The organism is Rhodococcus sp. NPDC056506, from assembly GCF_042794945.1.
Taxonomy (GTDB): Bacteria; Actinomycetota; Actinomycetes; order Mycobacteriales; family Mycobacteriaceae; genus Rhodococcus_F.
This window is the reverse complement of record NZ_JBHTSW010000018.1, coordinates 65,738-79,714: the sequence shown is the minus strand read 5'-3', so window position 1 is coordinate 79,714 and position 13,977 is coordinate 65,738. Positions and strand designations below refer to the sequence as shown.

14 protein-coding genes are annotated in these 13,977 nt (G+C 63.4%); 8 read left to right on the top strand and 6 right to left on the bottom strand.

What is annotated here, in order from left to right:
- The first annotated feature begins 42 nt into the window (after positions 1–42).
- The 4 genes from ACFQ6H_RS16485 to ACFQ6H_RS16470 all read left to right on the top strand — a co-directional run bounded on the left by ACFQ6H_RS16485 (position 43) and on the right by ACFQ6H_RS16470 (position 4,864).
- Positions 43–1,821 (top strand): ABC transporter ATP-binding protein, encoded by a 1,779-nt coding sequence (locus ACFQ6H_RS16485; protein WP_378647283.1) that lies wholly within the window; start codon positions 43–45, stop codon positions 1,819–1,821.
- A 75-nt stretch (positions 1,822–1,896) separates the two neighbouring features.
- Positions 1,897–3,108, top strand: coding sequence for an acyl-CoA dehydrogenase family protein (locus tag ACFQ6H_RS16480; protein ID WP_378542369.1), 1,212 nt, complete (start codon positions 1,897–1,899; stop codon positions 3,106–3,108).
- Positions 3,105–4,130 carry a phosphotransferase family protein gene (locus ACFQ6H_RS16475; RefSeq protein ID WP_378647281.1) on the top strand — a complete coding sequence of 342 codons (1,026 nt, stop codon included), beginning with the start codon at positions 3,105–3,107 and terminating at the stop codon, positions 4,128–4,130. The genes ACFQ6H_RS16480 and ACFQ6H_RS16475 overlap by 4 nt, the downstream gene beginning before the upstream one ends.
- Entirely contained in the window at positions 4,127–4,864 is a 738-nt protein-coding gene (locus ACFQ6H_RS16470; RefSeq protein WP_378628828.1) for an SDR family NAD(P)-dependent oxidoreductase, read from the top strand. Before ACFQ6H_RS16475 ends, ACFQ6H_RS16470 begins: the two co-directional genes overlap by 4 nt.
- 34 nt (positions 4,865–4,898) lie before the next feature.
- Here ACFQ6H_RS16470 and ACFQ6H_RS16465 read toward each other — a convergent pair whose 3' ends face one another.
- Positions 4,899–5,444 (bottom strand): hypothetical protein, encoded by a 546-nt coding sequence (locus tag ACFQ6H_RS16465; RefSeq protein ID WP_007729604.1) that lies wholly within the window; start codon positions 5,442–5,444, stop codon positions 4,899–4,901.
- Between the two features lie 144 nt (positions 5,445–5,588).
- Between ACFQ6H_RS16465 and ACFQ6H_RS16460 the strand changes: the two genes are divergently transcribed.
- From ACFQ6H_RS16460 to ACFQ6H_RS16445, 4 genes are read left to right on the top strand one after another with little or no spacing between them, the layout of a single operon-like run.
- Positions 5,589–6,089, top strand: coding sequence for a methylated-DNA--[protein]-cysteine S-methyltransferase (locus ACFQ6H_RS16460; protein ID WP_378446906.1), 501 nt, complete (start codon positions 5,589–5,591; stop codon positions 6,087–6,089).
- Positions 6,076–6,630, top strand: a complete 555-nt coding sequence (locus ACFQ6H_RS16455; RefSeq protein WP_378647280.1) for an RNA polymerase sigma factor — start codon at positions 6,076–6,078, stop codon at positions 6,628–6,630. Before ACFQ6H_RS16460 ends, ACFQ6H_RS16455 begins: the two co-directional genes overlap by 14 nt.
- Positions 6,627–7,232, top strand: a complete 606-nt coding sequence (locus tag ACFQ6H_RS16450) for a methylated-DNA--[protein]-cysteine S-methyltransferase (protein WP_378647278.1) — start codon at positions 6,627–6,629, stop codon at positions 7,230–7,232. Before ACFQ6H_RS16455 ends, ACFQ6H_RS16450 begins: the two co-directional genes overlap by 4 nt.
- Positions 7,229–8,074: a DNA-3-methyladenine glycosylase family protein gene (locus tag ACFQ6H_RS16445; protein ID WP_378647276.1), complete on the top strand. Its 846-nt coding sequence runs from the start codon at positions 7,229–7,231 to the stop codon at positions 8,072–8,074. Before ACFQ6H_RS16450 ends, ACFQ6H_RS16445 begins: the two co-directional genes overlap by 4 nt.
- Positions 8,075–8,078: 4 nt before the next feature.
- On the opposite strand, the gene ACFQ6H_RS16440 is transcribed toward ACFQ6H_RS16445, so the two are convergent.
- The 5 genes from ACFQ6H_RS16440 to ACFQ6H_RS16420 all read right to left on the bottom strand — a co-directional run bounded on the left by ACFQ6H_RS16440 (position 8,079) and on the right by ACFQ6H_RS16420 (position 13,973).
- On the bottom strand, positions 8,079–10,304 hold the full coding sequence (locus ACFQ6H_RS16440) for an MMPL family transporter (protein ID WP_378647274.1): 2,226 nt from the start codon (positions 10,302–10,304) through the stop codon (positions 8,079–8,081).
- A 102-nt stretch (positions 10,305–10,406) separates the two neighbouring features.
- Positions 10,407–11,957, bottom strand: a complete 1,551-nt coding sequence (locus tag ACFQ6H_RS16435) for a bifunctional 3'-5' exonuclease/DNA polymerase (RefSeq protein WP_378531322.1) — start codon at positions 11,955–11,957, stop codon at positions 10,407–10,409.
- Between the two features lie 47 nt (positions 11,958–12,004).
- On the bottom strand, positions 12,005–12,868 hold the full coding sequence (locus tag ACFQ6H_RS16430) for a biotin-dependent carboxyltransferase family protein (RefSeq protein WP_378647272.1): 864 nt from the start codon (positions 12,866–12,868) through the stop codon (positions 12,005–12,007).
- Positions 12,865–13,497: an allophanate hydrolase subunit 1 gene (locus ACFQ6H_RS16425; protein ID WP_378628850.1), complete on the bottom strand. Its 633-nt coding sequence runs from the start codon at positions 13,495–13,497 to the stop codon at positions 12,865–12,867. The genes ACFQ6H_RS16430 and ACFQ6H_RS16425 overlap by 4 nt, the downstream gene beginning before the upstream one ends.
- The gene (locus ACFQ6H_RS16420) at positions 13,494–13,973 is read right to left on the bottom strand and encodes a MarR family winged helix-turn-helix transcriptional regulator (protein ID WP_378647270.1); all 480 of its coding nucleotides are present in this window, start codon (positions 13,971–13,973) and stop codon (positions 13,494–13,496) included. The genes ACFQ6H_RS16425 and ACFQ6H_RS16420 overlap by 4 nt, the downstream gene beginning before the upstream one ends.
- Positions 13,974–13,977: the final 4 nt, after the last annotated feature.

The window sequence follows — 13,977 nt, the reverse complement described above, 5'->3', positions numbered from 1 at the left end:
ATTCCTCTTGCCCTTTATGGAACATTCGTGTTCCATAAATTCATGCTTGAATCCGATGCTCCTCAGCCCGCGCCGAAATGGAGTAATCTCCGCGTCCTCTCGGAGTTCGCTCGCCCGCACCTGCCGTCGCTCCTCCTCGGATTGGTCTTGGCGCTGTGCGGCTCCGCGGCAACGCTGGCAACGCCGATGGTCACCAAGTGGGTTCTCGACACCCTCGATACCGGTGCGTCACTGAAGGGGCCGATCCTCACGCTCGTCGTCCTTCTGGTCGTCGGTGCGGTGCTCGGCTGTGCTCAGTGGATCGTTCTCGGAACCGCCGCCGAGAAGGTTGTCTTCGACGCCAGGTCTTCGCTGGTCAGGCGATTCCTCGCCGCGACCGTGCCTTCGCTGCAATCGCGATCGGTCGGTGAATTGGTCACCCGAGTCACGTCGGACACCTTGCTGCTGAGGGAGGCGGCGTCGTCGGCCGCAGTGAATATTCTGAACGCAGCCGCGTTGACCATCGGAACGATTGTTCTGATGGGCGTTCTGGATCTGCCGTTGTTGGGCGTGACCATGGTGGCAATCGTGTTCGCCTCCATACTCTTTGCCGTTCTGATGCCTCGGATTTCCGCGGCAGAAGCGCGGACCCAGGAATCGCTCGGTCAGCTCGGCGGCGTTCTCGAGGGTGGCTTGCGTGCGATCCGGACGGTCAAGGTTTCCCTCGCCGAGGATCGCGTCGGCGCTCTGGTGACGAACAATGCGTCCGATGCGAAAAAGCATGCGATCACCGCGGTGCGAGTATCGGCAACTGCCTGGACTGTCGCGTGGACCGCCATTCAAGGCTCGATCATCGCCATCTTGGGCTTTGGTGCCTGGCGAGTCGCCGATGGCGAAATGGCCGTCTCGACGCTCATCGCGTTTCTGCTTTACGCCTTCACCCTGATGGGGCCGGTGTCGGAGCTTGCGCAGAACGTGACCTCCGTTCAGTCGGGAATCGCGGCGGCTATCCGAATCCGCGAGATGCAGTCGTTGCCCACCGAGAAGTGCGACGAGGTCGTGAACGTCGTCGAGAACACGAATGCTGCCGCGCCGCTCATCGAGTTGCGCGATGTCACTGTGAGCTACCACGGCTCGAACCAGCCGGCGTTGCGTGATGTCTCGCTCGTCATTCCGGAGCGCGGGCACATGGCCATCGTCGGTCCGTCGGGTGCGGGTAAGACGACCTTGCTCTCGACGGTGTTGCGATTCGTCGAACCGAGATCGGGTGAGGTTCTCCTGCACGGAGTCGGTTACGACGCGCTAGATCACCGCGCTGTGCGCGAGAGTCTCGCGTACGTGGAGCAGGAGACACCGGTGGTACCCGGAACGATTCGGGAGAACGTCGTCTTCAGTCATCCCGACGCAACAGACGATGAAGTTCAGGCTGTTCTTCGCTTGCTCCGGCTCGACGACGCGATCGAGGCCCTGCCCAACGGACTCGACACCGCTCTGACGGCCACCTCGCTGTCCGGTGGCCAACGTCAGCGGATCGCGATGGCGCGCGCAGTTCTGCGGCCGAGTGCTTTGCTTCTGCTCGACGAAGCCACTGCCCAGGTCGACACGCTCACCGAAGCCGCCATAGTCGACGCGATCAACGAACGTGCACGCACCGGGGCCGTGGTGACCATCGCTCACCGGCTCTCGACCGTGCGCGACGCTGACTGGATCGTCGTGATGGAGGACGGTCGGATCCGGAACATCGGCAACCATGACGAGCTCATGGACAAGGACGATCTGTACCGCGACATGGTGGTTGCCGGCCGGCTGGATCAGGGTGAGGCAATGCTCGAAGATTGTTGACCCGACACGTCGGCGTGTGCGAGAGTGCTCGTACCGAGCGATCGCTCGGTCGGGATGTTCTTTCGGAGGTGGCTGGTGGCAATCGATCTGACGTACGCGCCCGAGGTGGTGGCGCTGATCGAGAAGACGCGCGACTTCACTCGCAACGTAGTGCTCCCCATCGAAGACGAACATGCCGGTGACATCGCGGTCGCGGGTGGCGATGCCATTCGCATCGAGATGCAGGCTGCGGCAAAAGAAGCCGGTGTCTTCGCTCCCCATGCGCCGATCGAGTACGGCGGTCACGGGCTCAACATGAGTGATCGCGCGCCGGTCTTCGAAGAAGCCGGCTACTCGCTCTTCGGGCCGACGGCGCTCAACATCGCTGCGCCGGACGAGGGCAATGTTCACATGCTTGCCCACGTCGCGAACGAAGCGCAGAAGCAGCAGTTCCTCGCGCCGCTCGCAAGCGGGGACATGCGGTCGGCATTCGCCATGACCGAACCCGCGCCCGGAGCCGGATCCGATCCCTCGGCCTTGAACACCCGCGCGGAGAAGGTTCCCGGCGGCTGGAAGATCAACGGTAAGAAGTGGTTCATCACCGGCGCCGACGGTGCCGGATTCTTCATCATCATGGCGCGCACCTCCGGCGAGCCGGGGCAACGCGGCGGAGCGACAATGTTCCTGGCGCCGACGGACACTGCAGGCCTTCACGTGGGTCGACACATCGACACCCTCGACAAGGCCATGATCGGCGGGCACTGCGAGGTCACGTTCGAGGATCTCTTCGTTCCCGACGAGGCAGTTCTCGGCGAGGTCGATCAGGGTTTCGCCTACGCGCAGGTTCGCCTAGGCCCCGCCCGCATGACGCACGTGATGCGCTGGCTCGGTGCGGCGCGCCGCGGCCACGACGTTGCCGTGGCCAGGGTTGCCGAACGCGAAGGCTTCGGCTCGAAACTCGGTGATCTCGGCATGATCCAGAAGATGGTCGCCGACAACGAGATCGACATCGCAGCCAGCCGCGCGCTCTTGGTTCAGGCTTGCTTCGAACTCGATCAGGGCGGGCACGCGAGCAACGCGACGTCCATCGCCAAGACCTATGCGGCCGAGGCGATCTTCCGGATCGTCGACCGCTCCATTCAGATGTGTGGCGGGATGGGCGTGTCCGGCGATCTGCCGCTGGCGCGGTTGTCCCGCGAAGTGCGTCCCTTCCGCGTCTACGACGGCCCGTCCGAGGTTCATCGCTGGGCCATTGCGAAACGTGTTGTCGGAGCTGCGAAGCGGGCTGCGCGGGAGGAGACGAAGTGACGGACTTTCCAGGACTCGATCTGGCGGCGCTGCACAAATACCTGCAAGCCTCCGGCGTCGCTGTCAGCGGGGAGTTGCGAGCCGAACTGATCTCGGGCGGCAAATCCAACCTCACGTACGGAATCTTCGACGACAACTCGAAGTGGATTCTGCGTCGTCCACCCACTGCCGGTCTCACTCCGTCGGCGCATGACGTCGCGCGCGAGTTCCGAATCACCTCGGCGTTGCAGAACACTGCCGTACCGGTCGCTCCGACCGTCGCGCTGTGCGAGGACGCCTCGGTGATGGGTGCGTCGTTCACGGTGGTCGAATTCGTCACCGGCCAAGTGATCCGGACCAAAACCGAACTGGAAGCGGTTCCGGCAGAACAGGTCACGCAGTGCACTGACGAGTTGGTGCGCGTTCTGGCCGCCCTGCACGACGTCGACTACAACGCAGTGGGTCTCGGCGAACTCGGCCGACCCGAGGGCTACGTAACCCGTCAGGTGAAGCTGTGGGCCGGTCAATGGTCACGCGTCAAGACCAAGGACTCGGCAGACGTGGACAGGTTGGCGTCGCGTCTCGCGGACATGATTCCGGCAGAATCAGCCTCGTCGATCGTTCACGGCGACTACCGAATCGACAACACGATTCTCGCGGCGAACGACGTCACCAAGGTTGCCGCAGTGGTGGACTGGGAACTGTCGACGCTGGGAGACCCGCTGGCCGACATCGCGATGATGTGCGTCTACCGGCACCCCGCGCTGGATCTGGTTCTGGGTGAGCCTGCTGCATGGACCAGTCCGTCGCTACCCTCCGTTGTCGATCTGGCGCAACGGTATTCGACCGTGTCAGGTCGAGAACTGGCGCACTGGAACTTCTACATGGCGCTCGGGTTCTTCAAACTCGCCGTCGTGGCGCAAGGTATCGATCACCGATTCCGGGCAGGCGCCACCGTCGGCGGGGGTTTCGACAAGGCTGGATCTTCTGTGCCGGAACTGATCTCGGCCGGCCTCAACGCACTCCAAGGGAAATTCGAATGAGTCGATCAGCACTGGTCACCGGTGCCTCCAAGGGAATCGGGCTCGGCATCGCAACCCGACTGGCCTCGCAAGGGTACGGGCTGACCATCACCGCACGCGACGCCGAACGACTCGCCGTGGTCGCCGAAGAACTTACGCGTGCCGGGTCGCCGGACGTCGTAGTCTCGGCCGGCGACATGGCGGACGAGAACTTCGCCGCAGCACTCGTTGCCACACACGGCGAGCGATTCGGCTCCATGCGGGCACTCGTCCTCAACGCCGGAGTGGGAACCAGTGGGCGAGTAGCCGACTACCCCATGCGACGTTTCGACAAGACCGTCGCCGTCAATCTCCGGACGCCGTTCGCGCTCCTGCAAGCATCGCTGCCGCTCCTGCGCAATGCGGCGGACGCGGACCTCGCCGGCGGAGCAAAGGTGATCGCCCTCGCTTCGATGGCCGGCGTGTATGCCGAGAGCGGTCTGGCGGTGTACGGAGCCACCAAAGCTGCACTGATTTCGATGGTGGAGGCTCTCAACGCCGAGGAATCCGGAAACGGCGTCAGTGCGACGGCCATCGCTCCCGGCTACGTCGACACCGACATGTCGGCGTGGACGCACGATCGGATCACACCCGACAAAATGATCAAGGTCGACGACATCGTCGAGTTGGTGGACGGTCTGCTCAAACTCTCGTCTCGAGCAGTAGTTCCGAAGGTCGTCATGACGCGGGCCGGAACCAACGGCTACTCGGCCTGAAAAATCAATCGAGCTTGGCTTCGCCTCGACGGTATCAATCGAGCTTGGCTTCGCCTCGCTTGCGGAAAAAGTGAAAGCCGGGCACTCCGACAATCGCCTGCCGCAGGTCCTTGACCACTCCCAGGAGTTCGTGGATCTCGGGCGAGACGGAGTCCAGGGTTCCGAGGATGGGCAGCACCGCGGCCACCCGGTCGGTGAGCTCCGGCAGTTGGTCGATCAGTTTGATCGCGGCGCTGACCTCCGCCTCGGAAAGGTCGTCGGCGAACCTTGCGGCCAGCGGCGCGAGCTGCAGGGCGATGGGCTCATAGATCTCGAGGAGTTGTCCCGCGATGTCCGAGGTCTGCTCGACTGCTTCGACCAACGTCTCCGCTCGAACGGTCACGGCGGCGGCTCCGATGACGACGCGGTCGGCGTTGTCAGCGATCTGGTTGATGCGTGCCACCAACCTCTCGACGGAGAAGAGGAGCGCCTCGAGTCGAGTGGGCAGGGTGACCGCAAAAGCGACCGTGGACAGGGACCAGTGCACCACGTCGCCGACGGAGCGGACGACGGTGGAGCTTCCGGGCAAAACTAGAGCCATCCCTCGATACTGCCTGATGTGACGTCAAAGTACAGGTAAATCTCACATTCACGAGGCGCGCGGCGTCTTCGAGGTGTCGGTGCCAGCGCGGACAATCAATTCACCCGCTGCCTGCTGCACCGCGCAACCTGGAAGGATCGAGACATGACGGCAATCCGGACGCATACCGTGATCGACTCGCCGATCGGGGCGTTGACGCTGGTAGCGGCAGGTGAGAACCTCTGCGGGCTGTACATGGCGGAGCATCGTCACAAGCCGGACGAGTCCACATTCGGTGATCGTTCCCCGGCGGTCTTCGGTGAAGTCGAATCGCAGCTCACGGAGTACTTCGAGGGTGATCGCACGGAGTTCTCCGTGCCGCTGGCGCCCGTGGGCACAGAGTTCCAGAAGCGAGTGTGGGACGTCTTGCGAACGATCCCGTACGGCGAAACCTGGACCTACATGGAGCTCGCGCAAACTTTGGGTAACCCACTTGCGATCCGCGCGGCCGCTGCGGCAAACGGTAAGAATCCGATCAGCATCATCGTTCCCTGCCATCGCGTGGTCGGAAGCGACGGAAGCCTGACCGGTTTTGCCGGCGGCCTCGAACGCAAGCGCTTCCTCCTCGATCGAGAGCACGGCGGCGAATCGGATGTCCTCTTCTGATGCGCTCGACTCACAATTCGGTGATCGGGAACGTCTACCGATCGTGACACTGAAACCGTTCGAAGACGTCGTGACCGAATACGGTGCTGTGGTCCTTCGGGTCTGCCGTGCGGTGGTCGGTCCCGTCGACGCCGAGGACGCGTGGTCCGAGACGTTCATCGCAGCGATGCGGGCCTATCCGGATCTGAACCCGGACGCGAACATCGAAGCCTGGCTGGTGACCATCGCGCACCGCAAGGCCATCGACATCACCCGAGTGCGTGCCCGCGTGGCCGTTCCGACAGACGACGTTCCGGAATTGCCGACGCGAATCGGCGTACCGGGCACATGGGATCACGAACTGTGGGACGCACTCGAACAACTACCACTCAAACAACGTGCGGCAGTTGCCTATCACTTTCTGGGTGGGCTGCCGTACGCCGAGGTCGCGGACATCCTCGGTAATACTCCGGCAGCCGCCAGACGTGCGGGCGCCGACGGTATCGCCACCTTACGAAGAACCTACTTGTCCGCCACCGCTGCGGAAGGGAGTCACTCATGAATACCGACGCCGAAGTGTTCGAGGCACTTCCAGCCGTTGACGCCGACGCTCTGACCCGGCTTCGCGCGCGCCTGGCCACGGAGGCCTCCGAAGCCGAATTGATCGACGTGGCGTACCGAACCGTCGATTCACCTGTTGGAAAGCTACTGCTGGCGGCGACCGACGTGGGTTTGGTGCGGGTTGCTTTTGCCGTCGAAGGGCATGATCGGGTTTTGGAACGATTGTCCGACACTGTCAGTCCCCGAGTGCTTCATTATCCGCGGAGGCTCGACAACGTCGCTCGGGAGCTGGACGAGTACTTTGCCGGTGCGCGTAGGGAATTCGATCTGAACTTGGATTTCCAACTCGCGAAGGGATTCCGACGCGAAGTGTTGCGCCATCTCCCCGAAATCGAATACGGCCGCACCGCAAGCTATTCGGTGGTCGCAGCAGCGTCGGGTAGTCCACGGGCCGTGCGTGCTGTGGGGACCGCATGCGCAAAGAACCCGCTGCCGTTGGTGGTCCCGTGTCACCGGGTGGTGCGCAGCGACGGCAGCCTCGGGCAGTACGCGGGTGGCCCCGAACTGAAAGCGATTCTGCTGGAGCTGGAATCGAACCGGTGAGCGAGGTGAAGTTGCACTTTCAGAAACCGTATGCGGTCGAGCCGCTCACTGGCGCATTGCGGGCTCACTGTATCGCCGGCCTGGAGCATCACGACGACGGTGTTCACACCAGGGTCATACCGTTGCCTTCCGGCCCGGCAGTCGTGTCGGTGTCGTGGAGTGACGACTGCGTGGTGGTGGATGCTGATGCACCGGAATCGGATTCCGAGGTGCTCGAGGCGACCGTGCGTCGTTGGCTCGACCTCGACGCCGATCACACCGCTGTGGAGGCAGCGTTCGGCAGCGACGAGTTGTTGGCTCCACTCGTGGCGGCCCGTCCGGGATTGCGGGTACTCGGCTCGGTGGACGGGTTCGAGACTGCGGTGCTCACCGTTCTGGGACAACAAGTTTCGCTCGGCGCGGCGAGGACGTTCGGTGGACGCTTTGTCGGCGTATTCGGGGAGTCGGTGGGAGGGGAGTTTCTTGCCTTCCCTGATCCGGGCGCGGTTGCAGCGCAATCGCCGGAGAACATTCAGAAAGCGGTCGGATTGACCACGGCGCGCGCAAAAACGGTGCACACGTTGGCAACTGCCGCAGCAGACGGCCTCGAACTCACCTGGGATGCGGATCCCGTCCAATTTCGACAAGAGTTGTTGGCGCTACCGGGAATCGGACCGTGGACCGCTGACTATCTCACCGTTCGAATTCTTGGTGATCGCGACGCATTTGTACCCGATGATCTGGTGTTGAAACGTGCGCTGGGGGTTTCGTCAGGCAAAGAGGCAGCAGCGTTGTCGGAGCGCTGGCGGCCCTGGCGTGCCTACGCACTCTTTCACCTGTGGACAAAAGAAGCGTTTCTGTAGTCGATCAGTCTTTTGCGCGGGCCAGTTCGGACGGCCACCAGATGCGTTTCCCGATGTCGTGCGAGAGCGCCGGAACCAGGACGCTGCGCACGATGATCGTATCGAGCAGCACGCCGAAGGCCACGGCAAATCCGATCTCGGCGAGGAAGACCAGTGGCAGGATGCCCAGTACGGCAAATGTTGCGGCCAAGACGATTCCGGCTGAGGTGATCACACCGCCCGTCACGGCAAGGCCGCGCAGAACACCTGAGCGGGTGCCGAATTCTCCCGTCTCCTCCCGCACTCGGGTCATCAGGAAGATGTTGTAGTCGATACCCAAAGCGACCAGGAACACGAAGGCGAACAGCGGGAACGATTGATCCGCCCCGGCGAACCCGAATACGTGGGTGAAGAAGAATCCGCTCACGCCGAGTGTCGCCGCGAAGGAAAGCACCACGGTGACAATGAGAATCACCGGGATCAGCAGAGCGCGAAGCAAAGCGGCCAGGACCAGGAAGATCACCACCAGCACGATCGGGATGATCAGGTTTCTGTCGCGGACCGAGGCGGCCTGGACGTCGAGGGTGGTGGCCGTGCTGCCGCCGACAAGTGCGTCGGCGCCGGGCACGTCGTGCACCGCCGTCCGCAGTCGCTTGACGGTGTCGAGTGCCTGCGGTGAATCGTAGGAGTCGGCGAGGGTTGCGTTGATCATGGTTCGGCCGTCGATCGGTGCAACGGTGAAAGCTGCAGGGGCGCAACCCGCAGCAGCGGCTTGTGCGACGGCAGCGGGGTTGGTCTTGATCAGCTCGCTGACCTTCGCGACGTCCACCTGCGTGCAGACGGCGCCCGGATCCTGCGAGATACCTTCGACTCCGCTGGCTGCCTTGATGACGGCGTCGGCCTGGTCGGCGTTTGTGGTGATCACAGCCGGTGCGCCGGCTCCGGGATCGAACTTCGAGTCGTAGAGTTCTTGTCCGACAACGGCGTCGGGGCGGTTGGTGAAGCTTTCGGTGGATGTCAGGCCGTCGGTTTTGAGACTGCCGATCCCGGCTGCGAACAGGATGATCAACAAGACAGTGGCGCCGATCCACAGTGGACGGTCCTTGCTGCCGACGGCCTCGGCGATCTTGCCCCACATCCCGTGCGTCGTAAGGTCTGCGGCGTGATCGACCTTGGGCTTGCGCGGCCAGAAGACCCACCGTCCGGTGGCGGCCAGAGCGACAGGCATGAACGTCATCATCACCAGGTAGGTGCAGGCGATGCCGATGGCGGCGACGGGTCCGAGGCTCTTGTTGGAGTTGAGTTGAGAGAACGTCAGACACAGCAGACCGAGAATTACGGTGACAGCCGAAGCAGTGATGGCCGGCGCAGACTCGCGCCAGGCCTTGATCATCGCGTCGAAGCGGTTGGGATACGTGTGCAGTTCTTCGCGATAGCGAGAAATCAAGAGTAGGGCGTAATCGGTACCGGCACCGATCACCAGGACAAAGAGGATGCCTTGGGACTGGCCGGTCAACGTGAGTACTTCGGCCTTCGCGAGGAAGTAGATCACCATCGAGGACAAGCCGATTGCGAGAAGTGCGGAGAACAGCGGAAAGAACCACAGGACAGGCGACCGGTACACGACAAGCAGGATGAGAATCACGACCAGAAGTGCCGCACCCAGCAGTGCTCCGTCCAGACCGGCGAAGGCGTCGATGAAGGCAACGAGTAGCCCACCTGGTCCGGCGGGCAGTACCTCGACATCCCCGGCAGCCTGCTTCGCGGCGTCGATGACGTTCTGTTCGGTGGTCGCCAGAACATCGCCTGCCACGGCGGTGTCGCCGTCTTTGGCGACGAGTGGCACGAAGATCGACGCAGTTGTGCCGTCGGCGGAGTACTGGGTGGGCTGCATACCGTCGGCATCTACTCCGGAGACGACGGAAATGGCGTCGTACGCCGAGTTGATTGCAGACTTGTCTGCCTCGGTGAGGGCCGAATCTCGATGGAACAGAACAAAACCAGGGATGGTCTCGACTGCCAGGAAGTTCGCGGATTGGTTGCTGACGATCGTCGATTCGGCGGAACTCGGGAGGTAGGAGGCGTTGTCGTTCTTTTGTACCTCGGCGAGTTTGCCTTGGAAAGAACCGCCGAATCCGCCTGCGACGAAGGCGAAGATCGCAAGGGCGATCACGGTGAAGATCGGCAGGCGACGGCGTTTGACCGCTCCGTGCTCGTTCCGTTCTGCGTCAGTTGTATCCAGCTTGGTCATGGTTCTCCTCGAACGCAGTCGACCAGCACCAACAAAGCAACGATTTCCAGTAGAACACGCAATACGGGCGCGGAGGAACCACTTGGAGTGGAATTGACGACGCTACGAAGTGCCTTTGCCGTATGTTTCGCGGGCTGCGACGTCCATGGGGAAACGGACCACTGTGTCGCCGAACAGCAATCGAGTTGCCGAAGCAGCTGCGGCCAGCACGTGCGCGGTACCGGTTTCGGGGTTGCGGGTATGCACGACCACTTCGTCGTGCTGGAAGAAGACCAATTCGCCGTCCGGATCTTCGGCGAGGCGTCGCCTGAGGTCGGCCAGGAGGCACAGCGCCCACTCGGACGCGGTGGCCTGCACGACGAAGTTCCGCGTGAAACGACCGCGGGCATGAGCGTCGCCGTGGGAGTAGAAGTCGGGAGACGGTGGGGGACAGGCCCGGCCGAGCAGTGACCGAACCACCTCGCCGCGCTCGCCTGCCTTCGCAGCTTGCTCGACGTACTCGACGGCGACCGGGAATCGCTTCCGCAACAAGATGAGTAGTGCTTTGGCTTCACCCGCCGTCGCCCCGTACAGGACGCCGAGGATTGCGACCTTGGCTTTTGCGCGATCACCGCCGAAGGCTTCGGCACCGACAAGTGCGTACAGGTCGTCGTCCCCGGCGGCGGCCATCATGCGGCGGTCGCCGGACATGGCAGCCAGAATTCGGGGCTCGAGCTGACCGGCGTCGGCGACGACGAACAGGTGGCCCGGATCGGCGACGACGCTCGAGCGCATGGTCTTCGGAATCTGGAGGGCCCCGCCGCCTCGGCTCGCCCACCTGCCGGACACGACACCACCGGGAACGTAGATCGGACGGAATCGATCTCCCCGCACCCAACTGTCCATCCACTGCCAACCGTTGGTGCTGTACAGCTTGGCGAGTTCGCGGTGACGAAGGAGTAGCGGCACAGCCGGATGATCGATTTCCTGCAGAAACCACTTGCGCGTCGACGGCAGTTCGATGCCCTGACGCCCGAACGCCTCGGTGATCTCCACCGACGACGAAGGATTGACGGTGCGCCCGAATACCTCACTGATCTGTGCGGCAAGTTCCTGCATACGAGCGGGGAGGTCGTATCCCGTCGGCCGCGGTCCCAGCCGTTCTTCGAGGAGTTCGCGATGCTTCTGCGTCGAAAACGGAAGGCCCGTGTGCGTCATTTCGGCGGCGCTGAGAGCGCCGGCCGATTCTGCTGCGATCAACAAGTCCAGTCGAGCGTCCGCGCCGACGGTTGCGCGCTGCTCGGCGAATTCGGTGGCGACGGCGAGGGGATCGAGAACGGGGGCGGTGTCGAAGAGACCGAGGCGGTCGTCGTCGAACTCGTCGGCAGGTGGTGACGGTTTGCCGACGCGCATTCCGAGGATCGCGCGAGTCAGGGAGATGTCGTGGCACCGCTGAACCCGTACGCCTGCCCGCAGTAGCGGTGGGTACACGGTCGCCGTACTCGGCCACACCCACCGCGGGTGCTCGGCTTCCTCGATGGTGCGCACCGCTGCGATCAGGTCGGGGTATTCGACGGGATCGGCGAGCGGCGTTCCACCGGGATCGGTCCGTAGGACAGTCGCCGTCACAGCTCCCGTGGACGTCGTACTACCGGGAACCAGGACAACTCGCACACCATCAGTGTGACGGCAAGGTCCGACACGAGAACGCTCGGCGCTGCTCAGGCGCCGACGAACCGGATGTGCTGACCCGGGCGGGCTTGGCCGAGCCGGTCGATATCTGCGTCCGCGACCACTCCGACCACCGGATAACCGCCGGTGATGGGGTGGTCGGCGAGGAACACGACAGGTTGGCCGCTGGGTGGGACCTGGATCGATCCGAGTGCCACGCCTTCGGTGGGCAGTTCGGTGTCATCGGTGCGTCGAAGCAGTTCGTCGGCGCCGACGCGATCGAGGCGTGCCCCGATTCGGTCAGAGTCGGTCGAAACCGCCCATCGGCCCTGGACGAGTGTTTCGGGGTTGGTGAATCGATCTGCACGCGGACCGAATAGGACTCGAATGTCGAGAGTCTCGTTTGTCATCGGCGTCACCGGCGCGAGGTCGACGGGTGAGAACGTGGTCGGCGAAGGCCCGATCGGGAGAACAACGCCAGGCTCGAGAGGAGCCGGACCGATCCCGGACATCGTGTCGGTGCTGCGCGATCCCAGGATCTCGGGAACCACAATGCCGCCTCGGACGGTCAGATACGTCCGCAGCCCGCTCGGTGCGTAGTCCAGGCGGACGGTCTGACCAGCCCGCAGAGAGATCACGCTCGAATGCCCGACCGGAATGCCGTCGCGGTAGGCCTGTGCCGGCGCTCCGGTGAACGCGATCGTTGTCGCTTGGCGCGCCCGCATGCTCAGCCCACCCAGGAGGACCTCGATACCGGCCGCGCCCTCGTCGTTGCCGACGAGTCGATTGCCGAGTTTGAGCGATCGCCTGTCTGCCGCTCCGGAAACCCCGACACCCGAGCGAAGGTGCCCGATCCGTCCGAGGTCCTGGATCAGGCTCAGCGGCCCGATTTCGAGTATCTCCAGACCATTCATCGTTGATTCTCGTCCACGAAGCGAACGCGTCTGCCGGGTTGAACGGTGGCAGGTGGTGTGGCGTTCAGGTCCCACATCACGGCGTCGGTGCTTCCGATGATCTGCCAGCCACCCGGTGATGCCCGCGGGTAGACCGCGCTGTATCCAGCGGCCAGGGCGACGGAACCGGCAGGCACCGCGGTTCGTGATTGCGTTCGACGCGGTACGTCGAGCCGAGTGTCGCCTGAAGTCAGGTAGGCGAAGCCGGGTGCGAATCCGATGAAGGCGCAACGCCACATCGCGCCGGTATGAGCCGTAACCACCTCGGATCGGGTCATTCCGAGTGACCGTGCGACGTCGTCGAGGTCGGGCCCGTCGTACCTGACGGAGATGGTGAGAAGGTCGGTCTCGGAATGCGCGTCCGCGATCGCAGCGGACTTGGACTGCTCCAGATAGTTCAAGCACTGCCGGACGTATGTGAGATCTGCCGTCGGGCTACAGGTGACCAGAACGGTGCGCGCTGCGGGGAGGAAGTCTTCGACCCCGACCGGGGTGCTTCGCGTCAGAGCTTCGGTGAACGTGAGCACGTCGGCTTCGGAATCGAGGTCGACTAGAAACGCACGTTCTCCGGCAGGAAGTATGCAAGTCACCGGGAGGGCTCCCTATCGATGCGAGCCCGCTCCACATCCGCTCGCATCGCCACGATGAAACTCGCGATGGTGGCTCGCTCGGTGGCCGTGTAATTGCCGATGGTGCTCACTGCCCGTGAAATGAGTGGGCCGAAGAAGCTCTCGCCGAGTGTGACCGCCGCTGGTGTGACCTGCAAGATCACTCGCCGGCGGTCCGCCGAATCGCGTTCCCGAGCTACGTGGCCCGCTTTGACCATCCGGTCGACGAGCGCGGTCACCGACGCCGAGTTGATGCCCAGTTGCGCGCCGAGCCAGCCTGGCGTCGCCGGTGTGTTCGAGCGCTCGGCGTCGAGAAGGCAGATCAGCGCGCGCACGTCGGTGGAGTGCATCGTGTATTTGGTCGCAAATCCGGAAACCGCCACGTTCAAGTCGACGGTCAGCGCGCGAAGCGAGTGCACGATCGCCATCGCTTCGTCTTCTGTGTCGCCGACGCTCATGGAT

What these genes read in the sequence shown, in the direction of transcription:
- ACFQ6H_RS16485 (WP_378647283.1), top strand. Translation starts at nt 43, where the DNA reads ATGCTTGAATCCGATGCTCCTCAGCCCGCGCCGAAATGGAGTAATCTC.
- ACFQ6H_RS16470 (WP_378628828.1), top strand. Translation starts at nt 4,127, where the DNA reads ATGAGTCGATCAGCACTGGTCACCGGTGCCTCCAAGGGAATCGGGCTC.
- ACFQ6H_RS16465 (WP_007729604.1), bottom strand. Translation starts at nt 5,444, where the DNA reads ATGGCTCTAGTTTTGCCCGGAAGCTCCACCGTCGTCCGCTCCGTCGGC.
- ACFQ6H_RS16460 (WP_378446906.1), top strand. Translation starts at nt 5,589, where the DNA reads ATGACGGCAATCCGGACGCATACCGTGATCGACTCGCCGATCGGGGCG.
- ACFQ6H_RS16455 (WP_378647280.1), top strand. Translation starts at nt 6,076, where the DNA reads ATGTCCTCTTCTGATGCGCTCGACTCACAATTCGGTGATCGGGAACGT.
- ACFQ6H_RS16450 (WP_378647278.1), top strand. Translation starts at nt 6,627, where the DNA reads ATGAATACCGACGCCGAAGTGTTCGAGGCACTTCCAGCCGTTGACGCC.
- ACFQ6H_RS16440 (WP_378647274.1), bottom strand. Translation starts at nt 10,304, where the DNA reads ATGACCAAGCTGGATACAACTGACGCAGAACGGAACGAGCACGGAGCG.
- ACFQ6H_RS16430 (WP_378647272.1), bottom strand. Translation starts at nt 12,868, where the DNA reads ATGAATGGTCTGGAGATACTCGAAATCGGGCCGCTGAGCCTGATCCAG.
- ACFQ6H_RS16420 (WP_378647270.1), bottom strand. Translation starts at nt 13,973, where the DNA reads ATGAGCGTCGGCGACACAGAAGACGAAGCGATGGCGATCGTGCACTCG.